The sequence below is a fragment of the Methylocapsa sp. S129 genome, from assembly GCF_009765995.1.
Classification (GTDB): domain Bacteria; phylum Pseudomonadota; class Alphaproteobacteria; order Rhizobiales; family Beijerinckiaceae; genus Roseiarcus.
Genome location: NZ_LMUI01000042.1, coordinates 257,489 through 282,435, shown reverse-complemented (window position 1 = coordinate 282,435; position 24,947 = coordinate 257,489). Strand labels below are relative to the sequence as shown.

Genomic DNA, 24,947 nt, shown 5'->3' with positions numbered 1-24,947 from the left:
TGCGGCTTGGCGTTCCCGCCACGATTTTCGTGCCGGCCGTCAGCTCTTCGGCCAAACTGGAGCGCATTCGCGGCTACGGCGCCAAACTCACTGTCGGCGGCGATCGTTACGCCGACGCGCTCGCCGCCAGCGAGCTGTTCGCCAGGGAAACCGGCGCGCTGACGATTCACGCCTTCGACCAAGTCGAAACGCTGGTCGGCCAGGGCACGCTCGGGCTTGAGATCGAAGCCGACCTCCCCGAAATCGATACGCTGTTCGTGGCGGTCGGCGGCGGCGGGCTGATCGGCGGCATCGCCGCCTGGTTCTCGGGCCGGATCAAGATCGTCGCGGTCGAGCCTGAAGCGGCTCCCACGCTCTATAAAGCCCTCGAGGCGGGCCATCCGGTCGATGCGGAAGCCGGCGGCGTCGCCGCCGATTCGCTGGCGCCCAAACGCGTCGGCGAACTGATGTTTCCGATCGCCCAATCCTTCGTCGACCGGTCCATCCTCGTCTCCGACGACGACATTAAAGCAGCGCAACGCGCGCTCTGGGAGAACGTTCAGATCGTTGCGGAACCGGGCGGCGCCGCCGCTTTCGCGGCTTTGCTGTCAGGCAAATATTCCCCCGCGCCCGATGAGCGAATCGCCGTCTTGATCTGCGGAGGCAATACCACGGCGGTCCGGTTCGATTGACCGATCGCGGGAAAAGCCGAGAGTGAAGCGGTATTCCCGATGTGGTCGGGAACATCGCGCCTGCCGTCGGCCGCTTAGCGTTCAGGCGCGGGCAAACCCCTCCTCGGCGAGCGCCTGTGCGACGGAGGGCACGCTCTTCATCCGCGCTGAATAGGCGCCGAGCCGCTCCGGCACGGCGATCCCCATCATGGCCGCCCACGCCAGCATGACGAACAGATAGGCGTCGGCAATCGTCATCTGCGCGCCGATCAGAAACGTCTTGTCGCCAAGCTGCTCGGCGATCGTGCCGAAGCGCATGACCAGCATCATGCCGGCCTTTTCCTTCTCCGCCTGGGTCGCGTCGGGAAAAAAGAAGGGCCTGAAGTTGCTGTGGATCTCGGTCGTCATGAAGGCCGTAGCTTCCAGCGCGCGCCAGTGATCAAGGCCATCCCTGGCCAGCAACTTGCCCGACTTGTCGGCGATGTAAGCGAGAATGACGAGGTTTTCGGTCAGGATCGTACCATCGTCAAGCTCCAGCGCAGGGGTGTAACCCTTGGGGTTGATTGTCTTGAAATCGCGTCCGTCATCAGTTTGCTTGTCCCGCCCTACTTTCACGAGTCGGTAGGACATCCCCGCCTCGATAAGAGCGATGTGGCAAGCTTGGCTGCAAGCGCCGGGAGCGTAGTACAGGATCATGATATTCTCCGTCATGGTGAGCGGGTAGTCGTCGTTCGCAACTGCGGACGATGTCGGAACAGCGTTCGGCGGCTCGCGGAAGAATGTTCAAGAATCGGCTGGCTTCCGCTCGGCTTTCTGCGTGATTGCAGAAATCAGGCGGCACCGGCGAGCGTCGTGACCAGACGGGCGCGATCGAATGCCGCGTCGATGACCGCCAAGATCGCGCGGCTTGCCGAGCCGCTCGTGTTCGGTGCTGGTATCGATATGAAACAGGTTCAAGGTCAGCTCGGTCTGGATTGTTGACCAGCACCAAATATGTGACTAAAGGCTGCGCGCCAAGAACGCATATTTTTAGGACCAGGTCATATGGATGTGCCCACGCCGCTCGACGCGCCCGCCGATTGCCGCAGCGTCAGCGAGGTCCTCAGCCGGGTCGGGGACAAATGGACGATGCAGGTGGTGGTGACGCTTCGCGACCAGCCGCGGCGCTTCAACGACATCAAGCGCCAAGTTGGCGGCATTTCGCAGCAGATGCTGACACGGACTCTCAAGACGCTCGAGCGCGACGGCATGGTCACGCGCACGGTCTGCGCCACCACGCCGCCACAGGTAGAATATGCGCTGACCGCGCTCGGACGATCGCTGTCCGAGCCCGTGCGGGAGCTGGCGCAATGGGCGCGCGCCCATCTCGCAACCATTCACGACAACCGTTCGCAATACGACGCCGACCGTTGAGGCCGGCCGAGCAAACGGGCGAGGCGTCCTTACGCAAACCACGGTATCAGCGTTGGCTTTGCGCGGGCGGAAGCAAGGTCTTGACTGTCCGATGAGGGGGCCGGGGGTTCGTTTAGTCCGCTTTCCCGGATTTCGCCTCCAAAAGCCGCCATTCTGCTCTTCGGCCAGCGCCGCAAATTCAAACCGACCCGCTGCCGAAAGGCCGTCGGTCTTGCCGGTTTTTTGCGGTGATCTCAGTCGATTCGATGCGTTGTACGCGCGCTATCTCCATCTTCGCCCAAGCAGCTCCAAGCGAACCCTGGGCGTCGATCGCCCGGCAGGCGTCCTCAATGACGAAGGTTTCGAAACCTCGGGAGCGCGCGTCGAGCGCCGACCAGGCGACGCAATAATCGGTGGCGAGGCCGCAGGCGAAGACGCGGCGGATGTTCTTTTCTCTCAGGAAGCCGGCAAGGCCGGTCGGCGTCTCGCCGTCGGCTTCGGCGAAGGCCGAATAGGAATCGATGGCGACATTGTAGCCTTTGCGCAGGATGAGGATCGCGTGGTCGATCGTCAGGCCCTTGTGAAGCGCGGCGCCGGGGCTGCCCAGCACGCAATGATCGGGCCAAAGCGTCTGGTCGCCATAGGCCACGCCAATTGTCTCGAACGGCCTGGCGCCTCCATGCGACGAAGCGAAGGAGATGTGGCCAGGCGGATGCCAGTCCTGGGTCAACACGACATTGGCGAAGTTTTGGGCGAGGCGATTGACGAGCGGGACGATCGAATCGCCGCCCGCGACCGCCAGCGCGCCGCCGGGCATAAAATCGTTCTGCATGTCGATGACGAGAAGGACGTCCCGCTCGTCAATGGCGATTGTCGCAGGCATGTCCTCTCACACTTTGGCGCGAATGATTTCGGTGATCCGCTGACGCTCGAACAGCACGACGACGACCAGCGCGAAGATCAACGGAATAATCAGATAGAGCAGCCGGAACACCAGCAGCGCCGCCACCAGATCGGCGCGCTGCGTATCCGGCATCGCCTTGACGAAGGCGAATTCGAGCACGCCGAGGCCGCCCGGCGCATGACTGATCAACGCGATCGAGAACGAGGCGAGAAATATGCCGAGCACGATGAAGAACCCTGGATTTCCCGCTGCCGGCAACGCGAAATAAATAATGCCCGCCGCGCCGAGCAGTTCAAGCGGCGCGGCGCAAAGCTGGCGCGCCGCGATCGGCGGGCGTGGATAAACGAGTTCAAACTTGCCGATCTTGAGGGGGCGAAAATGGAACATCGAGCCGGCCGCATAGAGCGCGACCGCGCCCAGCATGGCGAGGCCGATCAGCCTGCCGGCCCAATCGGGCAGATCGGCCCAACGCTCGATGATCTGCGGGTCCAATGTCAGCACAAAGCCGCCCAGCAACACCGAGCCGAGAAAGAAAGTGAACGAGCAGAACGCGACGAGAAGGCCGACTTCGGCCATACCGAGGCCCTTGGTGGAATAGGCGCGATAACGCACCACGGCGCCGGAGAAAACCGAGGCGCCGATATTATGCGACAGCGCATAAGTCGTGAACGAAGTGAGCGAAATGAACGGCCAGGACAGGCGGCGCCCCAGATGGGCGAGGCCGATCCGGTCATACCAGGCGAGCGCGCCATAGGCGACCAGAGTCGATAGAACAGCGAGCGCCCAATGATGAATAGGGATGGCAGCAAGGCTCGCGGCGACATCGTTAAAGGAAATGCCGCGCAATTCCTTGAACAGCAGCCAGGACGAGAACGCCACCGCGCCGAGCCCGATCGCCGGCCAAGCGAAATCCATCACACGCTTCATTGTTTCAGCCGGTTCTCGCGTTCTTTTCCCGCCTTCCCTGCACGAGCGGGCCGCCAAGAGCAAGCCCGGTCCGAATGGCCCGTCCTGAAACCGCCTTGCCGCGCGTCGCCAGCGCGGTCATTGTCGGCCGCGCAGCGGCTCAGGAATCCGAAAGGCCAAGGGAACGATGGAAGGCAAAGAGGAAAGCGGCGGGACGCAGGATTACGTCGGCGACCCGCGCAACGATACGGTCCTCATCAGCGTCAATGGCTTTCTGACGCCGCGTGAGGAGGCCAAGGTTTCGGTGTTCGATTCCGGCTTCGTGCTGGGTGACGGCGTCTGGGAGGGCCTGCGCCTGATCAACGGGCGGATCGCTTTTCTCGACCGGCATTTCGACCGCCTGTGGGATGGCGCGAAAATGCTGCGCATCGACATCGGTCTTTCGCGCGAAGCGCTCACCCAACGCCTTTATGACGTGATCGACGCCAATGACATGAAGGACGGCGTGCATATCCGGCTGATGGTCACGCGCGGCAAGAAACGCTCGCCCTATCAGGATCCGCGCCTGACGATAGGCGGCGCAACGATCGTCATCATCCCCGAATGGAAATTGCCGCGCCCCGAAATGCTCGCCAGGGGCTTAAGGCTGTTCACCGTCCATATCCGCCGCACCGGCCCGGCCGAGCAGGACCAGAAGCTCAATTCGCATAGCAAGCTCAATTGCATCCTCGCCTGCATCCAGGCGATGGAGGCGGGCGCCGATGAGGCGCTGATGCTCGATGATCGCGGCTTCGTCGCCACCTGCAATTCGACGCATTTCTTCATTGTCAGGAAGGGCGAGCTTTGGACGTCAGGCGGCGGCTATTGCCTGGCCGGCATCACGCGCGACGCTGTTCTGCGCGCGGCGCGGCGCGCCGGCATTCCCGCCCATGAGCGCGACTTCTCGCTATTCGACGTCTATGGCGCGGATGAGGTCTTCGTCACCGGCACGTTCGCCGGACTGACGCCGGTCGTCAGCGTCGATGGGCGCACGATCGGCGAAGCGACGGCGCGCGATCCCGTCGACGCCTCAGGGCCGATGACCCGGCGCCTGCGCGCGCTCTATAAGGCGCTGGAGGCCGAAGAAGCGCAGGGGCGCGCGCCGTGAACGCGCCCATCCGTATCGCCATGTGGTCCGGCCCGCGCAATATCTCGACCGCGATGATGCGCGCCTTCGGCAATCGCAAGGATTGCGCTGTGAGCGACGAGCCCTTCTACGGCGCCTATCTCCACGCCACCGGTCTCGACCACCCGATGCGCGAAGAGGTGATCGCCTCGCAGCCCAAAGACTGGCGCGCCGTGGTCACGCATCTGACGGGGCCGGCGCCGGCCGGACGGGCGGTCTGGTACCAGAAGCATATGACCCATCACATGATCGAGGGGTTCGGACGCGACTGGACCGACGGATTCGTCAACGCCTTCCTGATCCGCGCGCCCGAGGCGGTGCTCGCTTCTTATGCGCGCAAGCGCCAGGATTTCACGCTTGCAGAGATCGGCCTGCCCGCTCAGGTCGCGCTGTTCGAGCGCGCCGCGCAAAGGCTGGGGCATGCGCCGCCCGTCATCGAGGGCGCCGACGTGCTCGCCGACCCGCGCTCCGCCCTGACCGCTTTATGCGAAGCCTGCGGCGCGCCTTTCGACGAAGCGATGTTGTCCTGGCCGCCGGGCCCGCGCGCCAGCGACGGGGTATGGGCGCCGGCCTGGTATGAGGCGGTGGAGGAATCGACGGGCTTCGAGCCGCCGCGCCCCGAAGCGCGTTTGGCCGATCTACCCGATGGGCTCAAGCGGATCGCGGAAGCGGGACGGCCGCTTTATGAGCGGCTCGCGCGCTATCGGCTCAAGGCGAAGGCGGCCGAGACCGCGCCGTCGATGCGATCGCCCGCGCCATCATGAAAAGTGCATTGGGGCTAAAGTTGTGCGCCCGGACGCAAGCGTTGACCGCGCTTCGCGACCGGATAATCTCGTGACGAATCCGAGGCTAGATATGACGCCGTTTGAAACCTATGAATCGCGCCTTCCAAGCGCGCAGAACGCCGTCGACGCCATTGACGGATGGGTGGGCCGGTTTCCTCCCGAATACGCGCTCAAGGCTGGCGACGCCGCGCTATTCGACGATCCACGCGTGCGTTTCGCGCTTGATCGTTTTGGACCGGTCGCCGGTCGCGACGTTCTTGAAATCGGTCCGCTCGAAGCCGCCCATACCCGCACCCTCGCAGAAGCGGGCGCAATCGTCGACGCGATAGAGGCCAACAAAAAGGCCTATCTGCGCTGCCTTGTCGCCAAGGAAATCATGCGTTTTTCCGCCAATTTTTATCTGGGAGACGCGGTCAAATGGCTTGAGGAAACGCCTAAGCGTTATGATCTGATCTTCGCTTGCGGCGTGCTCTATCATATGCCCGATCCGCTTCGCCTGCTTGAGGCGATCGGCGCGCGGACCGACGCCGTTTGTCTATGGACGCATTTTGTCGACGTCGACTCGCTCCCTATCGGCGACGCGCGACGAAAGGACTGGAACGCGACATTGGAGACCCAGCGTTTCCGCGGCGCCGACATTCGCCTTTATCGGCGCAGCTACGTCCGCGCGAACGAGCACGCGACCTTTTGCGGCGGCATTTTTGACGAACATCGATGGATGGACAGGAACGGTCTTCTCAAGGCGCTCGCGGCGCTTGGAATGACCGAGATCGTCGTGGACGGCGAAAATCACACCGACAGCCCACACGGGCCGTTTCTATCCGTGTTTGCCAGAAGGCCGTAGCGGAGCGCCGGCTCTCCATCCCGGGCTGGACATTATTCCCTCACGGTTTCGGCGCGTCCTCGCGTTCGGCCGCCGCCGCGCGGCGGAAGGCGGCGGCAAAGGCGTCGAGTTCGGCGGGGGGCAAATCGGACACGGCCGCATAGAGCCGTCCGGCATCGTCCCATTCAATGAGGGAATAGCCGTCGCGCGTGGCCCGGCGCGGCTCGCTCGCAGCGCCCGCGCCGGGCATTTCGCTGAGGGCGATCTGATGCTCGCGCCGCTGATAGACGAGCGTCGGAACGGGGTTCTTGCCGACCACGTCGATGCGCCCGCCCACCAGTGGGAACCCGTCCGCCTTGAGATCGACGACCGTCGTCGCGCCGGCGATCTTGCCCGCGAGCCATGGCTTGACCGTGTGGCGGTCCGATGTCGCGACATCGACGGGCTGGCCCGACAGACGGCCCCTGACAAAGCCAGCGACGATGGCGCGCTGGACATCATCGTCGGCGGGCGGCGCGAGCAGCCCATAGACGCCCGCGCCGAGCACGATTCCCAGCGCCAGCGAGGCGGCGAGCGACGCATAGCGTGCATCGAACCGCCACGCGCGGCGGGGCGCGGCCGGCTTGGCGGGGCTCGGCGCCTGCGCCATCGCAATGACGCGCGCGCGTAGCGAATCGGGAGCGCTCGTCCGCGGAAGGCGCGCCCTGATGGCGTCGCGCAAGGCGGCGAGCCGCGCATATTCAGCCGCCAAAGCAGGATCAGCGGCGAGCCTTCGCTCAACCGCGATCATGCCGGCGGCGTCGAGTTCGCCGTCAAGCGCGGCGTGGAGAAGCAGCGTCGGATCGTCGGATGGCGACGTCATGCCCGGCTCCCAAGTTTGTCGACGAGCAGCGCGCGCCCCCGCGCAAGCCGCGACATCACGGTTCCCTGCGGCGCGCCGATCGCCGCGGCGACTTCGCGATAGCTGAGGCCCTGGATGTCGCGCATGACGATCACTTCCCTGAACAGATGCGGCAGCCCCTGGATCGCCGATTCCAGTGCGGCCTCGTCGGCGGCGGCGATCAGGCTTTCCTCCGCATTGGGCGTCGCGGCGCCGGGCTCTTTGGCGGCCGCCGACTCAAGGAGCTGCGCATCGTCGGTTAGCACAAGGGTTTTGGGCCGGTTCTTAGCAAGCCATGTGAACGCGGTGTTGCGAACGATCATCAGCACCCATGCGCGAGGGCGTTCGACGATCGCCGCGTCGAGCGAAGCCAGCGCCCGCATGCAGGCATCCTGCACGACATCCTCGGCGTCGGCCCGGTTGCCGGTAAGCCAGCGCGCCAGGCCATAGGCGTCGTCGAGATGGGGCAGCACCATCTCGTTGAAACGCCTGCGCGCCAATTCGCTCGTCACGGCTCCCCCGGCGCTCATGGCGCGACGATGATCTTGCCTTTCATATGCGGATGCAGGCCGCAGAAATAGGCATATTCGCCGGGCTTGTCGAAGGCGATGCTGAATTTGTCGTTGGTGTCGAGCGCCTTCGAGCGATATTTGCCGTCCACTGCGACGACAAGATGGGGAATATCGTCGTGGTTTTCGAAAGTGACGGTCGCGCCCGGCTTGACCGTCAGCACCGCCGGCGCGAAGGCGAAATTGTCGATACTGATATTAGCGTCGTCAGCCTGAGCAAGCAGCATCTGGCAGAAAAATAGCGCAAGCGCCGCGCCTATGGCGAGCGCGCCCATCCGCGCCCGGCGCCAGCGCTTGTCGAAACTCCTGATCATGGCGATCCCTTTCATGGTGCGAGAGAAATGTCGGTGACGGCGAGGTCTTTGACCCCTTGCTGGAAGGTGACGCTCCTGACGCCGAGCAGTCCGCGCAGATCGCCTGCCGGAACGAGCATCGGCCCGGGCGCGGGCGCCGTGCCCGGGGCGGGCTGCGGAAAGGCGGTCGAGCGCGCGGTGTGGAAGGTCACATTGCCCTCCACCTTCTGCATCAACTGGTGGATATGCCCGTTGAGCACCGTAACCGAGCCAAAGCGCGCGAGAAGCGCGAGCGCTTGGGCTGAATCTTCAGTGCCCCAGCCCCATTCGGGCGCGATCGTCCAGAGCGGGATGTGGGCGAAGACGACGATGGGCGTCGACGCGCTCTTGCCCTTGAGGTCGTCGGCGAGCCAGGCAAGCTGGTCGGCGCCCAGATTGCCCATGCCGCCCGCTTTGAGATCGACGACATTGACGAGGCCGATGAAATGGACGCCGGCCTGGTCGAACGCGTACCAGCCTGCGCCCTTGGCGTTCTTACCATAGCGGTCGAGATAGGCTTTGCCCTGCGTCTCGTCGATGATGTCGTGCTCGCCCGGCACGTAATGAACGTCGAGCCGCGCCTGGCCGATAACCTGATCGGCGTCGTCGAATTGCTTGGGCTTCGACAGATGCGTGATGTCGCCGGTATGGATCATGAAGGCGGGCTTGGCGGGCATTGCCACGATCTTGCCGATCGCCTCCTGCAACGTGCCGAGCGCATTGGGATTGGCGGGCTTGTCGAAGCCGACATGGCTGTCGGAAATCTGCAGGAAGCTGAAGCCGGTCTCGGCCGCCTGCGCCGATCCCAGCAGCGCGGATTTCGGCACGCCGCCTGCGAGCGTCCACAGCACGCCTGTGCCTGCCCAGATCATGCATTCGAGCGCGTGGCGGCGGTCGATGCCTTTGTTCTCGTCTTGCGCCATAGCGCTTCTCCTCGCCCGGCTTCATGCCGGTCGAGGAGGAGACTCGGGCGCGCGGCGGATTATTCCCGCCTCGAAAAGAATTTTGATGCCAATCGCGTTCTGACTTTGGCGCGATCAATCGATGGAGGCGATGGAGGCGCCTTTAGACGCGATCGCTGACCGCGTCCCGTTCCGCTCTCACCGTGTGTGGGTGAGAAGCGCGGTTACGCCCGCGCGCTCATCTCGACGCTGCGCTCGGCGGCTTTCTCGCGTCCGTCCAGCGTTTCGAATTTCTGCAGTTCGGCCTGCGCTTCTTCCTGCGCGGCTTTCGCTTCCTCGATCTGACCGGCAAGCTCGGCGATCGAACTCTTGAGGTTTTCGCGGCGCGTCATCGCCGCGCGCGCATAGGTGGGATAGGCGAAATGGCTGGGGTCGCTGATCCCCGCGCGCTTTTCCTCGACGCCGATCTCGCGGTCGAGATCAAGCGTCATACGCGAGAACTCGGCCATCATGGTTTCGATCTGGCGCACGCGCCGACGCTTTTCCTCGACCTGAAAGCGCTTCAATCGAATAAGCGTGTCTCGCGACTTCATCAATGTGCACTCCGCAACGCAAAAGCAACATGTGCCAAGGGGTTTGGGCCCCTCCAATCCTTGACCGCGAGACATCGTCACGATGCCTCACGAAAGTTGCTCCTTTCTTACGGCGGCGAAGGCGCGGCTTCTTTTCTGACGAAAAGATGGGGCCGGCGCAAAAAGTGATCATTCGCGCGCTCGCGTTAGCAGTTCGTTTACCCGGATCGTTAACACTCCCTACCAAGTCGACAACGAGGCGGCGGCGGAAGCCGTGCGATCGGCGCGGCAAGATTGAGTCCTATGAATCGCTTAGCGAAGTGAATTAATGTAATTCATGAGGTCGACGAGGCGATATTAATACAACAAATTCAGATAATTGATGGTTTTTTTGGATTTAACGTTATTGGGCTTGCAGGCATGAATCAAGATTTGTTAACCATTCGCTTGCATGGTTGCGTCTCGAATCGGCCGATTACGCCTTCGGCCGCGCGCCGGCTTCTTCGTGGCGCGATCTGGGCGAACTTAACCGCGGTCTCGCACCGATGGACAAGGCTGGGGACCTGACATGCGCGTTTTACTGATCGAGGACGACAGCGCTACCGCTCAGAGCATTGAATTGATGCTCAAATCCGAGAATTTCAACGTCTATGTGACCGACCTCGGCGAGGAAGGCATAGATCTTGGCAAGCTCTATGATTACGACATCATCCTTCTCGACCTCAATCTGCCCGACATGTCGGGCTACGAGGTCTTGCGGTCGCTGCGCGTCACCAAGGTCAAGACCCCCATTCTCATCCTCTCCGGCATGGCCGGCATCGAGGATAAGGTCAAAGGGCTCGGCCACGGCGCCGACGACTATCTGACCAAGCCGTTCCATAAGGACGAACTGGTCGCGCGCATCCATGCGATCGTGCGCCGCTCGAAGGGCCACGCCCAGTCGGTCATCATCACCGGCGACCTGCTCGTCAATCTCGACCAGAAAACCGTTGAGGTCGACGGCGCCCGCGTGCATCTGACCGGCAAGGAATATCAGATGCTCGAACTGCTCTCGCTGCGCAAGGGCACGACGCTGACGAAGGAAATGTTCCTCAACCATCTCTATGGCGGGATGGACGAGCCGGAACTCAAGATCATCGACGTGTTCATCTGCAAGCTGCGCAAGAAACTCGCGATGGCCTCGCGCGGCCGCAATTACATCGAAACCGTCTGGGGCCGCGGCTATGTGCTGCGCGAGCCGACCGCGGCGGACGATAGGATCACGGCGTAAGGCAAAACGATCCCTTCTCCCGCTTCGCGGGAGAAGGGGAGCGCATGCAGCGCCGCTCTACCTCGGCAGCACCGTCGCGCCCATCAGCGCCTTATCGATCGCGGAGGCGCATTGGCGCCCTTCCCGGATCGCCCACACGACCAGCGACTGCCCGCGCCGCATATCGCCGCAGGCGTAGACCTTGCCCAGCGACGACGCATAGTTCACGACATTGGCCTCGACATTGCCGCGCTTGTCGAGGTTCAGCCCGAGATCGCTCAGCATGCCCTCGTGCTTGGGCGCAACGAAGCCCATCGCGAGCAGGACGAGATCGGCCTTGAGCTGGAACTCGCTGCCCTCGACCGGCTTGAACTTTGAATCGACGCGCACGCAATTCAAAGCCGTCACCGCGCCGTTCTCGCCCTCGAACGAATTCGTCACCACCGCGAAATCGCGCTCGGCACCCTCTTCATGGCTCGAGGAAGTGCGCAGCTTGAGCGGCCAATTGGGCCATGTCGACATCTTGTCTTCGGCCTTGGGCGGCATCGGCATGATTTCGAGCTGGGTCACCTTGACCGCGCCCTGACGGATCGACGTCCCGATGCAATCCGAGCCAGTGTCGCCGCCCCCGATCACCACGACATGCTTGCCGGTGGCGCTGATCGGCTCATTCGAACCGATCGGCTCGCCGCCGACGCGGCGATTCTGCTGTGGCAGGAAATCCATCGCAAAATGCACGCCCGCCAGATCGCGCCCGGGCGCGGGCAGATCGCGCGGCGCTTCCGCGCCGCCGGCCAGAGCGACGGCGTCGTAATCGTCGACGAGCGATTTGGCGGCGACATCGCGCCCGACCAGGGTGTTGCAGTGAAAGATAACGCCCTCGCCCTTCATCTGCGTGATGCGCCGGTCGATATGGCGCTTCTCCATCTTGAAATCGGGAATGCCGTAGCGCAGCAGGCCGCCTGGCTTGGCGTTTTTCTCGAACAGATGAACCTCGTGGCCGACGCGCGCGAGTTGCTGGGCGCAGGCGAGGCCAGCCGGGCCCGAGCCGACGACGGCGATCCGCTTGCCGGTTTTATGCGCGGCCGGCTCCGGCTTGATCCAGCCCTCGGCCCAGGCGCGGTCGACGATCGCGCATTCGATCGTCTTGATCGTCACCGAACTGTCCTGAAGATTGAGCGTGCAGGACGCCTCGCAAGGCGCGGGGCAGACGCGGCCGGTGAATTCAGGAAAATTATTGGTGGTGTGAAGATTGCGCGCGGCCTCTTCCCAATCGCCGCGATAGACGAGATCGTTCCAGTCGGGGATCTGGTTGTTCACCGGACAACCGGTGTGGCAATAGGGAATGCCGCAATTCATGCAGCGCGCCGCCTGGTTGCGCGTCGTCTCCTCCGACAACGGCAGCATGAATTCGCGATAATGGCGAATGCGATCGGAAGCCTGCGCATAGCGCCGGTCCGCACGATCGATCTCAAGAAACCCCGTAACCTTGCCCATGATTGCGCTCTTCACTTCAATTTGTTCAACGCCGAGCGGCTCGGCGCCTAGGAAAGTCTCAAATCCTGTTCGCAGCGCGCGATCCAGGCGCGCACCGATTTTCTCGGCATCAGGTCAAACCCGCCTTCATGCGCGAGCCGGGTGTACGGCAACAGCGAAATATCCGCGACGCTGAGGCGATCGCCGACAAAATATTGTCGGCCGGTCAGCAGCCGCTCCATCAAGTCGAGCGCCTTGTCGCCGCGTTCGACCAGCCGCGCTTCCCGCTCCGCCTCCGATTTCCCGAGATAGACCATCTGGAAACGCGCCACGGCGACATAGGGCTCGTGGCTATATTGCTCCCAAAACATCAGTTCATCGGCCTTGGCCAGCTCGAAGTCGTCTTCGGGAATGAGGGTGCTGTCGCGCGCAAGGAACCGCACAATGGCGTTCGATTGCGCGAGATGGCGCCCATCGGCGAATTCGACCACCGGAATCTGGCCGAATGGATTTCGTGCAAGAAACGCCGACGTCCGCGTCTCCCCCTTCATCGTATCGACGGCGATCCACTCATACGGTAGGCGCAGATAGTCCGCCGTCAGTTTGACCTTCTGACAATTGCCAGATCCGAGGTCGCCGAAAATGCGCATAGCGTCGATCCGCATGGCCGCCCCGTCTATTCCCCCGCCGCCAGCATAGGCTCGCCGCCCTTCTGCGCCGCCAGTTCCGCCAGAGCGCGCCGGTATTCAACCGGCATCACCTTGCGGAACTTCGGCAGATAGGCGTCCCAGTTCTCCAGGATATCGCGCGCCCGGCCTGAGCCGGTATAGCGCGCGTGATTGACGATCAATTGACGCAGGCGTTCGGAATCATGGCGGTTCATATCGTCCATGATGTCGACGCGCCCGTGTCCCTCGAGATCGCCGCCCGAATGATGAAGGCGCTGCATCAGCTCCTCCTCCGCTGCGACGGGTTCGAGCTCGACCATCGACAGGTTGCAACGCTTGGCGAAATCGCCCGCTTCATCGAGCACATAGGCGATGCCGCCCGACATGCCCGCCGCGAAATTGCGGCCCGTTTCGCCGATCACCACGACGACGCCCCCTGTCATATATTCGCAACCGTGATCGCCCGTCCCCTCGACGACGGCGATGGCGCCGGAATTGCGTACGCCGAACCGCTCGCCCGCGACGCCGCGGAAATAGCATTCACCCGCGATCGCGCCGTAAAGCGCGGTATTGCCGACAATGATCGAGCGCTCAGGGATTATTTTCGTCGCTTCCTTGGGCGGATAGACGACGACGCGGCCGCCCGACAGGCCCTTGCCGACATAGTCGTTCGCCTCGCCCTCCAGTTCGAGCGTCACGCCATTGGCGAGGAACGCGCCAAAGCTCTGGCCCGCCGAGCCCTTCAGCTTGATGTGAATGGCCTCGTTGCGCAGGCCCGCATGGCCATAGCGGCGCGCGATTTCCCCCGAAAGCATCGCGCCGGCGGAGCGATCGGAATTGCGGATCGCCATTTCGAGCCGGACATGCTTGGCGTGCTCGATCGCCTCGCCGGCTTCGGCGATGAATTTGCGGTCGAGGACGTTTTCGAGGCCGTGATCCTGGGCGACGCTCCGATAGATGGTGTCGCCGGGCGACGGCTCAGGCTTATGGAAGAGATCGGTGAAGTCGAGACCCCTCGCCTTCCAGTGCTCGATCAGCTTGGCCTTGTCGAGCATCTGCCGCTGGCCGATCATTTCATTGAAATTGCGGTAGCCCAATGCCGCCATCAATTCGCGCACTTCCTCGGCGACGAAGAAGAAGAAATTGATGACATGTTCGGGCAGGCCGACGAACCGCTTGCGCAAGACCGGATCCTGCGTCGCAACGCCGACCGGACACGTGTTGAGATGGCACTTGCGCATCATGATGCAGCCGGCGGCGATGAGCGGCGCCGTCGCAAAGCCGAATTCATCGGCGCCAAGCAACGCGGCGACAATGACGTCGCGTCCCGTTCGCAAGCCGCCGTCCGCCTGCACGACGATGCGCGAGCGCAAGCCATTGAGCACCAGCGTCTGATGCGTCTCGGCAAGGCCGACTTCCCACGGCGAGCCCGCATGCTTGATCGAGGTGAGCGGCGAAGCGCCGGTGCCGCCTTCGAAGCCCGAAATGGTGACATGATCGGCCTTGCACTTGGCGACACCCGCCGCGACCGTGCCGACGCCGCATTCGGAGACGAGCTTGACCGACACCGCCGCTTGCGGATTGACGTTCTTGAGGTCGAAGACGAGCTGCTTGAGGTCCTCGATCGAATAGATGTCATGGTGCGGGGGCGGCGAAATGAGGCCGACGCCCTGCGTCGAATGGCGCACCTTGGCGATGATCGCATCGACCTTGTGGCCGGGCAATTGGCCGCCTTCGCCGGGCTTGGCGCCCTGCGCCATCTTGATCTGCATCATGTCGGAATTGACGAGATATTCCGCCGTCACGCCAAAGCGCCCCGAAGCGACCTGCTTGATCGCCGAGCGCATTGAATCGCCATTGGCCATGCGCTTGTAGCGGTCCGATTCCTCACCGCCCTCGCCGGTATTCGACTTGCCGCCGATCCGGTTCATCGCAATGGCGAGCGTGGTATGCGCCTCGCGCGAGATCGAGCCATAGGACATGGCGCCGGTGGCGAAACGCTTGACAATGTCCTTGGCCGCTTCCACCTCTTCGATCGGAACCGGCTGACGGCCGTCTTCGCTCGCCTCCTTGATGCGGAACAGGCCGCGAATGGTCAGGAGATGCTCCTCCTGCTCGTTCAGCAATTTGGCGTAGGCGCTGTACTTCTCCTTGGCGTTGCCGCGCACGGCGTGCTGCAGCAGCGAAACCGATTCCGGCGTCCACGAATGGGCTTCGCCGCGAAGACGGAACGCGTAGTCGCCGCCGACTTCCAGGGCGTTGCGCAGCACCGGCGATGCGCCAAACGCGTCGGCGTGGCGAAGGGCGGTCTCTTCCGCGATCTCAGCCAAGCCGGCGCCTTCGATCATCGTCGCAGTGCCGAAGAAGAAGCGGTCGATGAACGAGCGCGTCAGGCCGATCGCGTCGAAAATCTGCGCGCCGCAATAGGATTGATAGGTCGAAATGCCCATCTTCGACATCACCTTCAGCAGGCCCTTGTCGATCGACTTGATAAAGCGCTTGACGACTTCATAAGCGCTGACCTCCTCGGGCAATCCGCTCGCCATCGCGGTCAGCGTCTCGAAGGCGAGATAGGGATTGATCGCCTCGGCGCCGTAACCGGCCAGACAGGCGAAATGATGGATTTCGCGCGCCTCGCCCGTCTCGACGACAAGGCCGACGGACGTACGCAGGCCCTTGCGGATCAGGTGATGATGCACGGCGGCGGTGGCGAGCAAGGCCGGGATCGGGATGCGGTCGGGCCCCAGCATCCGGTCGGACAGGATGATGATGTTGTAGCCGCCGTGAACCGCCGTCTCCGCGCGCTCGCACAGGCGCAACAGCGCCTCTTCCATACCGCTGGCGCCTTTGTCGACGTCATAGGTGATGTCGAGCGTCTTGGTGTCGAACGAATCCTCGAAATGACCGATGCAGCGGATCTTCTCCAGATCCTCATTGGTGAGGATCGGCTGGCGCACTTCGAGACGCTTCTTCTTGGAATTGCCGGCAGGGTCGAACAGGTTCGGACGCGGCCCGATGAAGGACACGAGGCTCATGACGAGCTCCTCGCGGATCGGGTCGATCGGCGGGTTGGTCACCTGCGCGAAGTTCTGCTTGAAATAGGTGTAAAGCAGCTTCGAGCGATCGGACAAAGCGGAGATCGGCGTGTCGGTGCCCATCGAGCCCACCGCCTCCTGGCCGGTCGAGGCCATGGGCGCGAGCAGGATCGCCAGATCCTCCTGCGTATAGCCGAAGGCCTGCTGGCGATCGAGCAACGAAACATCGGTGCGCGAGGCGCGCGGCTCGACGGGCTTGAGATCCTCGAGCACGATCTGCGTGTCTTCCAGCCAGCCGCGATAGGGATTGGCGCGCGACAGCGTCTGCTTGATCTCGCTGTCGGAAACGATGCGGTGCTCGATCAGATCGACGAGCAGCATCTTGCCTGGCTGCAGGCGCCACTTGGCGACGATCTTTTCCTCGGGAACGGGCAGCACCCCCATTTCCGACGCCATGACGACGAGATCGTCGTCGGTGACGAAATAGCGCGCGGGGCGCAAGCCGTTGCGATCGAGCGTCGCGCCGATCTGGCGCCCGTCCGTAAAGGCGACGGCCGCGGGCCCGTCCCACGGCTCCATCATCGAAGCGTGATATTCATAGAAATCGCGCCGCTCCTCGTCCATCAGCGGATTGCCCGCCCATGCCTCGGGGATCAGCATCATCATCGCATGGGTCAGCGAATAGCCGCCCTGCACGAGAAACTCGAGCGCATTGTCGAAACAGGCGGTGTCCGATTGCCCTTCGTAGGAAATCGGCCAGAGCTTGGAAATATTGGCGCCGAACAGCTTCGAGGACACGCTCGCCTGACGCGCCGCCATCCAGTTGACGTTGCCGCGCAGCGTGTTGATCTCGCCATTATGGGCGACCATCCGGTAGGGATGGGCGAGGCGCCAGGACGGGAATGTGTTGGTGGCGAAACGCTGGTGAACGAGCGCGAGCGCCGTCTCGAAGCGCGGATCCCGCAAATCGGCGTAATAGGCCGCGAGCTGGGGCGAAAGCACCATGCCCTTGTAGACGACGGTCCGGCAGGACATCGACACAGGATAATATTCGGCGAAGCTGGACGAACCCGCCGCATAGATTCGGTTCGAGACGACCTTGCGCAGAACGAACAGCTTGCGCTCGAAATCATCCTCGTCGACGACATCGGGGCCGCGGCCGACGAACAACTGACGGTGGGCCGGCTCGACCGCCTTCACCCTCTCGCCAAGATCGCTATTGTCGACGGGAACGTCGCGCCAGCCGATGAGGACCTGGCCCTCGCCGGCGACGACTTCCTCGATGATCTTCTCGACAAGCGCGCGCGCCGACCTGTCGCGCGGCATGAAGAACTGGCCGATCGCATAATGGCCCGCAGCGGGCAAAGTCATGCCGAGCGCGGCGCATTCGGGCGCGAAAAACCCGTGCGGGATCTGGGCGAGCACGCCGCAGCCGTCGCCGAGCTTCGCGTCCGCGCCGGTCGCCCCGCGATGATCGAGGTTGACGAGGATCTGCAGGCCCTTTTGCAGGATGTCGTGCGACTTGCGGTTGCGCAGGTCGGCGACAAACCCAACGCCGCACGAATCATGCTCGTTGGCGGGATTGTAGAGGCCCTGGGCGCGCGGCAGGAACGGATCGGTCACGACAGGTCCGCGCGAAAAAGGCGATTCCTGCACGGAAGCGACGCCGGCGGCTGTTTTGCCGTCCTTCGCGCGGGCCGGAGAAAGCTCGCCTGGGGCTTGAGCCTTGCCATTCATTTTCCGCTCCCCTTCGCGGCCGCGATCTTCCCGGCCGATTGTCGTCAAATTGTGCTGGCGTAGTCTGGACGTGGACGGCTGCGGCGCGCGCAGCCAAAAAGGCTTCACGCGGCGTGTTTTTTTCGATCTTTTTTGACCGTCAATCTCGTCATCGCCGTCGCCTGGTTTGCGCCGATCCCCAAATGCGCGCTGGCAGAATTTCGCCTGCAACAAACGCGCCAGAAAATGGTCAGCACAACTGTCCTATCTCGGCTGACCTTGACAGATTTAGAACCGTTCCACAAGTCGCCGCGCGCCGTCAAAGCACATTTTTTGAGACCGCGATAATTTGTCGCCGCTTGTCGGCCGCGCTTGCGCAGAAAGAAGATTGCGACAATAGCTCCTGATGGAATTATTGGAGCGCAGCGGATGAATTTTGCAAGCGACAACGCCTCCGGCGCAGCGCCTACCATTCTGGAAGCGATCGTCTCGGCCAATTCGGGAACCGCCGCGGCGTATGGCGCCGATTCCTTCACGCAGCGCGCTGAGGCCGCTTTGAGCGACATATTCGAGCGCCCGGTCGCATCGTTTCTGGTGACCACCGGCACCGCCGCCAACGCGCTCGCCCTTGGCGCCCTGACGCCGCCATGGAGCGCCGTCTTCTGCCATGAGGAAGCCCATATCCATGACGACGAATGCGGCGCGCCCGAATTGTTCACCGCTGGCGCCAAGCTCGTCGGCATCGAAGGCGAGGGCGGCAAAATCACACCGCAAGCCTTGCGCGACACCCTGAGCCGCTTTCCGCGCGGCCCGGTCAGAGGGGTTCAACCCGGCGCCCTGTCGCTTTCGCAAGCGACCGAGGCCGGAACGATCTATTCGCCGGGCGAAATCGAGGCCCTGTCGGGGATCGCCCATGAAGCGGGCGTCGTCGTCCATATGGATGGCGCGCGTTTCGCCAATGCGCTGGTCGCGCTTGGCTGCTCGCCCGCACAAATGTCTTGGCGAGCCGGCGTTGACGCCCTGTCCTTCGGCGCCACAAAAAACGGGGCGATGGGCTGCGAAGCCGTCGTCTTCTTCAACCCGGAACAGGCGGCGAACTTCGCCTTTCAACGCAAGCGCGGCGCCCATACTTTATCCAAGGGCCGCTTCCTTGGCGCTCAAATGGCGGCCTATCTCGACAATGGGCTTTGGCTGACGCTCGCCAGGCGCGCCAATGACGCGGCAGGCAGAATAGAGAAAGGCCTGGCCGATATTCCGGGCGTGCGCTTGGCCTGGCCGCGGCGCGTCAATGAAATATTTCCGATCGCGCCGCGTTCCCTCGTCGCCGCGCTGCGGGCGGAAGGCGTCGGGTTCTACGAATGGAGCTCGCGCGCCGTGGCGCCGGCGCTGGCCGTCCGCCCGGACGAGGCCTTCCTGCGGCTCGTCTGTTCCTTCGAGACCAGCGACGCCGAAGTGGATCGGTTTCTGGCGATCGTCAGGGCCCATTGCGCTTCGACACCCGGCGCACGGTCGTAATCGGCCGGAATTGGTCGCCAATCCGTAAATCCTCGGTCGCAAGCTTGCCGCAATTATTGGGGAAGCATAGAGGAACGGGTTCCAGAACCCGACGGAGTCGCGTCTGATGAACATTCGATCGAACCAGCTTTTTTCGCGACCGCGCATCGCCGCGCTCGCTCTGGCCGTCTCGCTGCTGTCGATGGGAGCGACGGGCGCCCATGCGCAATGGCTGAGTTGGGACAGCGCGCTGTCGCCGATGCAAGTCGAGCGCATGATCCAGGCAAGCGGATATCGCCTGACCGGCCCTGTCCTGCGCAACGGCCCGGTCTATCTCGCCAATGTGCTCGGCCGGGAGGATGATCGCGAACGGCTCGTCATCGACGCGAGGGACGGACGTTTGCTGCAACGTTACGCAAGCGTCGCGCCGCGAGATTGGTCGAACCCGCCCCGCCCGCAGGCCTCCATGTTCGATCGCTTTTTCGACGGGCAGGACGATGCTCCGCCGCCGCGCCCGCCGGCTTACGTTTATAGTGACGCCGGGGCCGGGACGCTCCGCATCCCCGCCGCCCCGCAGATTCAAGCCGCGCCAGGCGGCCAGGTCGCGCGCGCCGACCAAGGCGCCAGCCCTTCCGACCCCTACGTTATTCTTGCGCCGCCCGCCGCCGGTCATGCGCCCGCGCTTGAGAAGCCCAAGCCGAAGCCGCAAGTCAAACGCACGAAGCCCGAACCGACGCCGGTCGCCCAACCCGCAGCGAATCCGCAAGTCCCAGCCAATCCGCAAGCCGAGATAAGCCCCGCCGCCGCGACGCCGGCGACCGCCCATGTCGCGATGCCGGCGCGGCCGGCTACGACGAGCCACCCGGCCCCCTCCGCGCCCCGCGTCGCGGACACCAAGGCGGTCGCCGCGCCCACGCCGGAAATCGTCCCGGCCGCGCCAGCCCCGGCCGCGCCCGTCGTCGCCTCGGCGCCTCAACCCGCCGCCGCTCCACCCAAACGGGCGCTCAATGACGTGCCGGTCGCGCCGCTCGAATAGAAACGAAAAGGGCGCCCCGGAGGGCGCCCTTTAACAAAGTGCGAGGATTAGCCCGCGTTCAGGCGGCCTGTTTGGCGATCGGCTGAACGACGCTGTCGAGCGTCTTGCCGACCTTATTGATCTCCAGGGTGCGGGGCTTGGCCGCTTCGGGAACCTCCCGCACGAGATCGATATGGAGAAGCCCGTTCTGGGTTGTCGCTCCCGTGGCCGAGACATGATCGGCGAGCTGGAATCGGCGCTCGAAGGCGCGCGCGGCGATGCCCTGGTAGAGAACTTCGCGCTTCTCGCCCTCGCCCTTCGGGGTCTCCTTGGAGCCCCGCACGGTCAGGGTGTTTTCCCGGGTTTCGATTGACAATTCATGATCGGCGAAACCCGCGACCGCGACCGTGATCCGATAGGCGTTTTCGCCGGTGCGCTCGATATTATAGGGAGGATAGGTCGGCGCGGCGCTCTCGATGCCGGAATGCTGGTCGAGAAGCGAAAACAGCCGATCGAAGCCAATGGTCGAACGATAGAGAGGAGACAAATCATAGTTACGCATAGACACATCCTCCTGATGAAGCGATATGAAAAACCAGCGCCCCTGAAGTGGCTGCGCCGGCCGCTGACGCGTCCTGATGGACCGCGACAAAATCCATGTGGTGAGGGGGCGAGCGGGGCGCAAGGGCCGGCGTCGACGCGCCTGAAAGAATCTCGCCGCCCGGCGCTTAAACAGGCGATTGCCTGCCGCCACGCCGCTCGCTATATCGCTCGGGGTAAAAGAGTACTTCGCGTAACGTGGGCGTCGATTCGCGCCGAAGAGAACCTGCCAAACCTGGACCGAAGCCGGTTCTCTTTTCACCGCGAAGGAAAGGGGGGCGCCATTCGCCAGACCCATAATGCCACTGCCCGGAGGACCCTGATGAACAACAATTTTTTGCGCGCCGCCGTAGCCCTGTTCGCCGCGACATGCGCGACATTCGCGCTCGCCCAGATGCGCCAGCCAGGCGATGACGTGATCAAGCCGCTCCCGCCCCAGCAAAAGAACTTTCCGCTCGACCAAACCTGGTCGCTGCGCGACATCAACGACAAGCCGATTCCCGCCGGCCTTGACGCCAGCCTGAAAATCGACGGCAATCTGCGCGGCTCCGGCTATACCGGCTGCAATTCCTGGTCGGCGACGCTGTATCCCGTCAAGGATCAGCATTTGCTGCTTGGCCCCTACGCCTTGACCAAGAAGCAATGCGCCAAGGACATTATGGCGGTGGAATTCTCGTTCCTCTCGGCGCTCACGGGCAGCCCGACCTGGGATCTCGTGAATGGCGATCTTGTCATCAAGGGGCCGAAGGGGACGCTGCGCCTCGCCCGCTCGCTGTAGGCGGACGGCCCCCCAAAAGGCCCCGAGTGCCCGCTACCCCTCCGCGGTGGCCGCTTGCACCGTGGCCGGGCCGTCCGTTTGCGGCTGCATTTCGATGCGCCGCTTGTGGAAGGCCGAGAGGGTCGCGCTATGGCCGATCGAGACGAGCGTCGTCCCGGGCAGCTTCTGCGCGATGGCGCGGTAGATCTGGGCTTCGCTCGCCTCGTCCAGCGCCGAGGTCGCTTCATCGAGGAACAACCAATCGGGCGCTGCGAGCAAGGCGCGGGCGATAGCCAGGCGCTGCTGTTCGCCGCCCGACAGGCGCATCTGCCAATTGTCCGTCTCGTCGAGCTGGTTCGCGAGCGGCGCAAGTCCTGCAGCCTCCAAGGCTTCGCGCATCGCGGCCTCGGCGAATTTGTCGACGGGCGCGGGATAGGCGATGGCGGCGCGCAAGGAGCCGATCGGAATATAGGGGCGCTGGGGCAGCAGCATCAGGCTGGCGTCGGGTTCGGCGATCTTGCCTTGGCCGAAAGGCCAGATGCCGGCGATGGCGCGGAACAGCGTCGATTTGCCTGAACCCGACCGGCCGACAAGCAAGGTCGGCTCATGGGCGGCGAGCGTGATATTTTCCACGTGGACCAGGGCGCGACCGTCGGGAAGAGCCAGCGACAGGGCATCGATCTTGCGGTCGCTCGTAGCCGACCGCGGGAAGTCGATGCGCGGATCCCGCGTACCCAGCGCCTGCGCGCGCGCAATCGCGTCGTCGAATGAAGTCAGACGATTGAGCGTCGCTTTAAAATCGGTGAGCCCGACATAATAGGTGACGAAGAAATTCATCGATTCGTTGACGCTGTTGAAGGCCGCGCCAACCTGATTCAGCGCCCCCAGGGTCAATTTGCCGGCGAAATAGAAAGGAGCGGCGACGACATAAGGGATGAACACCGAGGCCTGAAGGTAAAACCGAGTCAGCGCGGTGAGTCGTTTCCGCACGGCGACGATGCGCATATAATTGTCGAAAATGTCATGGAACTTGCCGTTCGCCGCGCGCGCTTCGTTTTCTTCGCCATGGAGCAGCGCGATCTGCTCGCTGTATTCGCGCGCGCGGGCGAGGCCGAAGCGAAAATTCGCTTCGAAGCGCTGTTGCGTGAAATATAAATTCGTCAAGGAATGGCCGACCCAATGGGTGATCAGGGTGCCGGCGCCCGTATAGGCGAGCGCAACCCAAAAAAGCACGCCGGGAATGACGATCGCGAGGCCCGGCAAGGTGAACCCGGTCGACAAGGTCCAGAGCACGATCGCGTAGGACACAAGCGACGTTAGGTTTTGCAACGCCGTTATCGAATAGCCGTATATGCCCGAGCCCGCGCCGCCGCCGTCGATGAAAGCGTAGATGTCCTGCGAAATGCGCTGGTCCGGGTTGTCGGTCGGCGATCCCGCAAGAAGCATTTTATAATGCGTGCCCTGGCTCATCCAGCGACCGGTGTAATGGGCGGTCAGCCAGCGACGCCAGCGAATGACGAAGGTCGAGGTCACGACATATTCGATCGTATAGGCAGCGACGAGCACCACGACGACCGGCAGGAACACCAGGAACAACTGACGCCAGAACTCTGCTTGATCCAAGTTCTTCAAGGCGTTGGTGAAATCGGCGCGGAAATAGGACAGCCGCACATCCAGCGCCACTTCGGCCTGGTTGACCACAATCAGGAACACGAGGCTCGCCGCCGCGAGCTTGTTCTGCCCGACGACAAAGGCGGGGAACGGCCAGATTTTCGCGCTCGTCGGCGTCGCGGCCTCGAAATAGGGATCGGCGATGCCGATCATCTTGCGCACGACCGGGATGAAGGAAATCGCATAGATGAAAACGCCGAACAGCGCGACCGCGAAGGGAAGGCTGTCGGGGAGGGTGTAGTTCTCGTAAGCCTTTGGCCACCGGCCGAGCTCGTCGACGAGAAACGCCAGCCCGAAGATGATCGTCTCGACGGCGAAAGTCGCCTCGAATATCTTCAGGAACGCCGACAGGCGCTGCGACAGGAACGTGGTGATCGCGCAGGCCAGCGCCGCGCCCGCCAATAGGAACACCATCGTATCCGGCGTATGAAGCCCGACCAGAAATGTCGCCACGGCGAAGACGCCGACGGCAAAGCTAAGAAGTCTCATCGGATGGGGCCTCTAATAAGGTGGGAGCGGCCTGGCGGCGCTGGGAAGGCGCACTATTACAGACCCTTCCGCCTGAAAGAAGGGCGGCGCGCCGCTATTGCGCGTGAAATATTTGTCATCTTTGGCGGCGGCGCACCGTCAGCCGAGCCGCTCCCTGACGGTCGCCGCCATGACGCGGCCAAGTCTGGCGTGCTGGTCGGCCTCGAAATGAATGCCGTCGAGCGGCGAACAATGGATATGCTCGCCCGCATCGACAAAGCCGACGCCATGCAGCTTGGCGACGGCGCGATAGCGCGCGCCCAGCTCGCGCGACTTTTCGCGCGCGCCTTCGAACATATCGGCGAAAGCGGTCAGCTCCACCACCGGCGGAGGCGCGGCCAGAATAATGTCGGGCGGACCGCCGTTGCGGCCAACGGGGAACGATTTTGCGGTCAGCACAAGCCGCTCGACGCCCTGGGCGATATCGCTGGCCGACAGCCAGAAGCGCCGCTTGAGATCGTTGCAGCCTAAAGAAATGATGATGAGGTCGAGCGGCGCGTGGCTGAGCAGGCAGGGCGGCAAATAGGCCAAGCCGTTGCGATAAGGCTCGATCGGATCGTCGAACACCGTCGTGCGCCCGTTCAAGCCTTCTTCGATCACTTTGAACGACGCGCCGAGTTCGCTCTGCATGATTCCGGTCCAGCGCACGCCGGGCGCAAAGCGCGCGCCGGCCGCCGGGTCATAGCCCCAGGTGTTGGAATCGCCATAGGCGACGATGACGGACATGAATGCTTCCTCGTCGATTTTACGCCTCGCCGCACAGGCGCGGCGGTCGTCCTCGGATCGCCGATTTCATAACAGAGATTTTGGCGGCAGGAGCAAAAGGCCGCCCGCGACAAGGATCAATCCGGGCCTCCG

The 24,947-nt window shown here is 63.3% G+C and carries 24 protein-coding genes; 10 read left to right on the top strand and 14 right to left on the bottom strand.

All coding sequences use genetic code 11. The annotated features are described in order from the left end of the window. A partial coding sequence (locus GSQ90_RS21940; protein ID WP_158817016.1) for a pyridoxal-phosphate dependent enzyme occupies positions 1-671 on the top strand: 671 nt, incomplete at its 5' end. Positions 672-752: 81 nt separating this feature from the next. Here GSQ90_RS21940 and GSQ90_RS21935 read toward each other — a convergent pair. Continuing rightward, positions 753-1,346 carry a glutathione S-transferase N-terminal domain-containing protein gene (locus GSQ90_RS21935; protein WP_158817015.1) on the bottom strand — a complete coding sequence of 198 codons (594 nt, stop codon included), beginning with the start codon at positions 1,344-1,346 and terminating at the stop codon, positions 753-755. Positions 1,347-1,694: 348 nt separating this feature from the next. Between GSQ90_RS21935 and GSQ90_RS21930 the strand changes: the two genes are divergently transcribed. After that, positions 1,695-2,063, top strand: coding sequence for a helix-turn-helix domain-containing protein (locus GSQ90_RS21930; RefSeq protein WP_158817014.1), 369 nt, complete (start codon positions 1,695-1,697; stop codon positions 2,061-2,063). A gap of 178 nt (positions 2,064-2,241) precedes the next feature. Here the strand turns inward: GSQ90_RS21930 and pncA are convergent, their stop codons facing one another. Then, a complete protein-coding gene (gene pncA / locus GSQ90_RS21925) occupies positions 2,242-2,925 on the bottom strand; it encodes a bifunctional nicotinamidase/pyrazinamidase (RefSeq protein ID WP_158817013.1) in 684 nt (227 codons plus the stop codon). 6 nt (positions 2,926-2,931) lie between these two features. Then, positions 2,932-3,873 carry a lysylphosphatidylglycerol synthase domain-containing protein gene (locus tag GSQ90_RS21920; protein WP_158817012.1) on the bottom strand — a complete coding sequence of 314 codons (942 nt, stop codon included), beginning with the start codon at positions 3,871-3,873 and terminating at the stop codon, positions 2,932-2,934. 166 nt (positions 3,874-4,039) lie between these two features. Here GSQ90_RS21920 and GSQ90_RS21915 point away from each other — a divergent pair, with 166 nt between their 5' ends. From GSQ90_RS21915 to GSQ90_RS21905, 3 genes are all read left to right on the top strand, one after another. Then, positions 4,040-4,999, top strand: a complete 960-nt coding sequence (locus GSQ90_RS21915; protein ID WP_158817011.1) for an aminotransferase class IV — start codon at positions 4,040-4,042, stop codon at positions 4,997-4,999. Beyond that, the gene (locus GSQ90_RS21910; RefSeq protein WP_158817010.1) at positions 4,996-5,781 is read left to right on the top strand and encodes an HAD family hydrolase; all 786 of its coding nucleotides are present in this window, start codon (positions 4,996-4,998) and stop codon (positions 5,779-5,781) included. Before GSQ90_RS21915 ends, GSQ90_RS21910 begins: the two co-directional genes overlap by 4 nt. Positions 5,782-5,872: 91 nt before the next feature. Beyond that, the gene (locus tag GSQ90_RS21905) at positions 5,873-6,646 is read left to right on the top strand and encodes a bifunctional 2-polyprenyl-6-hydroxyphenol methylase/3-demethylubiquinol 3-O-methyltransferase UbiG (RefSeq protein WP_158817009.1); all 774 of its coding nucleotides are present in this window, start codon (positions 5,873-5,875) and stop codon (positions 6,644-6,646) included. Positions 6,647-6,686: 40 nt separating this feature from the next. On the opposite strand, the gene GSQ90_RS21900 is transcribed toward GSQ90_RS21905, so the two are convergent. The 5 genes from GSQ90_RS21900 to GSQ90_RS21880 all read right to left on the bottom strand — a co-directional run bounded on the left by GSQ90_RS21900 (position 6,687) and on the right by GSQ90_RS21880 (position 9,901). Continuing rightward, a complete protein-coding gene (locus GSQ90_RS21900) occupies positions 6,687-7,487 on the bottom strand; it encodes an anti-sigma factor (protein WP_158817008.1) in 801 nt (266 codons plus the stop codon). After that, positions 7,484-8,035, bottom strand: a complete 552-nt coding sequence (locus tag GSQ90_RS21895) for a sigma-70 family RNA polymerase sigma factor (RefSeq protein WP_158817007.1) — start codon at positions 8,033-8,035, stop codon at positions 7,484-7,486. Before GSQ90_RS21895 ends, GSQ90_RS21900 begins: the two co-directional genes overlap by 4 nt. Continuing rightward, complete coding sequence (locus GSQ90_RS21890) at positions 8,032-8,388, bottom strand: cupredoxin family copper-binding protein (RefSeq protein ID WP_371418427.1); 357 nt, start codon at positions 8,386-8,388, stop codon at positions 8,032-8,034. Before GSQ90_RS21890 ends, GSQ90_RS21895 begins: the two co-directional genes overlap by 4 nt. A gap of 11 nt (positions 8,389-8,399) precedes the next feature. Beyond that, positions 8,400-9,329, bottom strand: coding sequence for a metallophosphoesterase (locus GSQ90_RS21885; protein ID WP_158817006.1), 930 nt, complete (start codon positions 9,327-9,329; stop codon positions 8,400-8,402). A 203-nt stretch (positions 9,330-9,532) separates the two neighbouring features. Next, positions 9,533-9,901, bottom strand: a complete 369-nt coding sequence (locus tag GSQ90_RS21880; protein WP_158817005.1) for a flagellar export protein FliJ — start codon at positions 9,899-9,901, stop codon at positions 9,533-9,535. Between the two features lie 547 nt (positions 9,902-10,448). Between GSQ90_RS21880 and ctrA the strand changes: the two genes are divergently transcribed. Beyond that, entirely contained in the window at positions 10,449-11,150 is a 702-nt protein-coding gene (gene ctrA, locus GSQ90_RS21875; RefSeq protein ID WP_158817004.1) for a response regulator transcription factor CtrA, read from the top strand. 57 nt (positions 11,151-11,207) lie between these two features. On the opposite strand, the gene GSQ90_RS21870 is transcribed toward ctrA, so the two are convergent. The 3 genes from GSQ90_RS21870 to gltB are packed head-to-tail and all read right to left on the bottom strand — an operon-like array spanning position 11,208 to position 18,045. After that, a complete protein-coding gene (locus GSQ90_RS21870) occupies positions 11,208-12,626 on the bottom strand; it encodes a glutamate synthase subunit beta (RefSeq protein ID WP_158817003.1) in 1,419 nt (472 codons plus the stop codon). Positions 12,627-12,673: 47 nt separating this feature from the next. Then, positions 12,674-13,255: a glutathione S-transferase family protein gene (locus GSQ90_RS21865; protein WP_158817351.1), complete on the bottom strand. Its 582-nt coding sequence runs from the start codon at positions 13,253-13,255 to the stop codon at positions 12,674-12,676. A gap of 26 nt (positions 13,256-13,281) precedes the next feature. After that, entirely contained in the window at positions 13,282-18,045 is a 4,764-nt protein-coding gene (gene gltB, locus GSQ90_RS21860; protein WP_158817002.1) for a glutamate synthase large subunit, read from the bottom strand. 132 nt (positions 18,046-18,177) lie between these two features. Between gltB and GSQ90_RS21855 the strand changes: the two genes are divergently transcribed. The 3 genes from GSQ90_RS21855 (at position 18,178) to GSQ90_RS21845 (ending at position 20,554) form a co-directional block, all read left to right on the top strand. Beyond that, on the top strand, positions 18,178-18,372 hold the full coding sequence (locus tag GSQ90_RS21855) for a hypothetical protein (protein WP_158817001.1): 195 nt from the start codon (positions 18,178-18,180) through the stop codon (positions 18,370-18,372). 81 nt (positions 18,373-18,453) lie between these two features. Continuing rightward, entirely contained in the window at positions 18,454-19,539 is a 1,086-nt protein-coding gene (locus GSQ90_RS21850) for a low specificity L-threonine aldolase (protein WP_158817000.1), read from the top strand. 106 nt (positions 19,540-19,645) lie between these two features. Then, a complete protein-coding gene (locus tag GSQ90_RS21845) occupies positions 19,646-20,554 on the top strand; it encodes a hypothetical protein (protein ID WP_158816999.1) in 909 nt (302 codons plus the stop codon). 58 nt (positions 20,555-20,612) lie between these two features. Here the strand turns inward: GSQ90_RS21845 and GSQ90_RS21840 are convergent, their stop codons facing one another. Continuing rightward, positions 20,613-21,095, bottom strand: a complete 483-nt coding sequence (locus tag GSQ90_RS21840; protein WP_158816998.1) for an Hsp20 family protein — start codon at positions 21,093-21,095, stop codon at positions 20,613-20,615. A 360-nt stretch (positions 21,096-21,455) separates the two neighbouring features. Between GSQ90_RS21840 and GSQ90_RS21835 the strand changes: the two genes are divergently transcribed. Next, a complete protein-coding gene (locus GSQ90_RS21835) occupies positions 21,456-21,911 on the top strand; it encodes an META domain-containing protein (protein ID WP_158816997.1) in 456 nt (151 codons plus the stop codon). A 33-nt stretch (positions 21,912-21,944) separates the two neighbouring features. Here GSQ90_RS21835 and GSQ90_RS21830 read toward each other — a convergent pair whose 3' ends face one another. Both GSQ90_RS21830 and GSQ90_RS21825 read right to left on the bottom strand, forming a co-directional pair. Further along, positions 21,945-24,050 carry an ABC transporter ATP-binding protein/permease gene (locus GSQ90_RS21830; protein WP_158816996.1) on the bottom strand — a complete coding sequence of 702 codons (2,106 nt, stop codon included), beginning with the start codon at positions 24,048-24,050 and terminating at the stop codon, positions 21,945-21,947. A gap of 138 nt (positions 24,051-24,188) precedes the next feature. Continuing rightward, positions 24,189-24,815 carry an SGNH/GDSL hydrolase family protein gene (locus tag GSQ90_RS21825; RefSeq protein ID WP_158816995.1) on the bottom strand — a complete coding sequence of 209 codons (627 nt, stop codon included), beginning with the start codon at positions 24,813-24,815 and terminating at the stop codon, positions 24,189-24,191. Positions 24,816-24,947: the final 132 nt, after the last annotated feature.

Coding starts and splice junctions, on each gene's coding strand:
- GSQ90_RS21935 (WP_158817015.1), bottom strand. CDS start 1,346: ATGATCCTGTACTACGCTCCCGGCGCTTGCAGCCAAGCTTGCCACATC.
- GSQ90_RS21930 (WP_158817014.1), top strand. CDS start 1,695: ATGGATGTGCCCACGCCGCTCGACGCGCCCGCCGATTGCCGCAGCGTC.
- pncA (WP_158817013.1), bottom strand. CDS start 2,925: ATGCCTGCGACAATCGCCATTGACGAGCGGGACGTCCTTCTCGTCATC.
- GSQ90_RS21920 (WP_158817012.1), bottom strand. CDS start 3,873: ATGAAGCGTGTGATGGATTTCGCTTGGCCGGCGATCGGGCTCGGCGCG.
- GSQ90_RS21915 (WP_158817011.1), top strand. CDS start 4,040: ATGGAAGGCAAAGAGGAAAGCGGCGGGACGCAGGATTACGTCGGCGAC.
- GSQ90_RS21905 (WP_158817009.1), top strand. CDS start 5,873: ATGACGCCGTTTGAAACCTATGAATCGCGCCTTCCAAGCGCGCAGAAC.
- GSQ90_RS21900 (WP_158817008.1), bottom strand. CDS start 7,487: ATGACGTCGCCATCCGACGATCCGACGCTGCTTCTCCACGCCGCGCTT.
- GSQ90_RS21895 (WP_158817007.1), bottom strand. CDS start 8,035: ATGAGCGCCGGGGGAGCCGTGACGAGCGAATTGGCGCGCAGGCGTTTC.
- GSQ90_RS21890 (WP_371418427.1), bottom strand. CDS start 8,388: ATGATCAGGAGTTTCGACAAGCGCTGGCGCCGGGCGCGGATGGGCGCG.
- GSQ90_RS21885 (WP_158817006.1), bottom strand. CDS start 9,329: ATGGCGCAAGACGAGAACAAAGGCATCGACCGCCGCCACGCGCTCGAA.
- GSQ90_RS21880 (WP_158817005.1), bottom strand. CDS start 9,901: ATGAAGTCGCGAGACACGCTTATTCGATTGAAGCGCTTTCAGGTCGAG.
- ctrA (WP_158817004.1), top strand. CDS start 10,449: ATGCGCGTTTTACTGATCGAGGACGACAGCGCTACCGCTCAGAGCATT.
- GSQ90_RS21870 (WP_158817003.1), bottom strand. CDS start 12,626: ATGGGCAAGGTTACGGGGTTTCTTGAGATCGATCGTGCGGACCGGCGC.
- GSQ90_RS21865 (WP_158817351.1), bottom strand. CDS start 13,255: ATGCGCATTTTCGGCGACCTCGGATCTGGCAATTGTCAGAAGGTCAAA.
- gltB (WP_158817002.1), bottom strand. CDS start 18,045: ATGAATGGCAAGGCTCAAGCCCCAGGCGAGCTTTCTCCGGCCCGCGCG.
- GSQ90_RS21850 (WP_158817000.1), top strand. CDS start 18,454: ATGAATTTTGCAAGCGACAACGCCTCCGGCGCAGCGCCTACCATTCTG.
- GSQ90_RS21845 (WP_158816999.1), top strand. CDS start 19,646: ATGAACATTCGATCGAACCAGCTTTTTTCGCGACCGCGCATCGCCGCG.
- GSQ90_RS21840 (WP_158816998.1), bottom strand. CDS start 21,095: ATGCGTAACTATGATTTGTCTCCTCTCTATCGTTCGACCATTGGCTTC.
- GSQ90_RS21835 (WP_158816997.1), top strand. CDS start 21,456: ATGAACAACAATTTTTTGCGCGCCGCCGTAGCCCTGTTCGCCGCGACA.
- GSQ90_RS21830 (WP_158816996.1), bottom strand. CDS start 24,050: ATGAGACTTCTTAGCTTTGCCGTCGGCGTCTTCGCCGTGGCGACATTT.
- GSQ90_RS21825 (WP_158816995.1), bottom strand. CDS start 24,815: ATGTCCGTCATCGTCGCCTATGGCGATTCCAACACCTGGGGCTATGAC.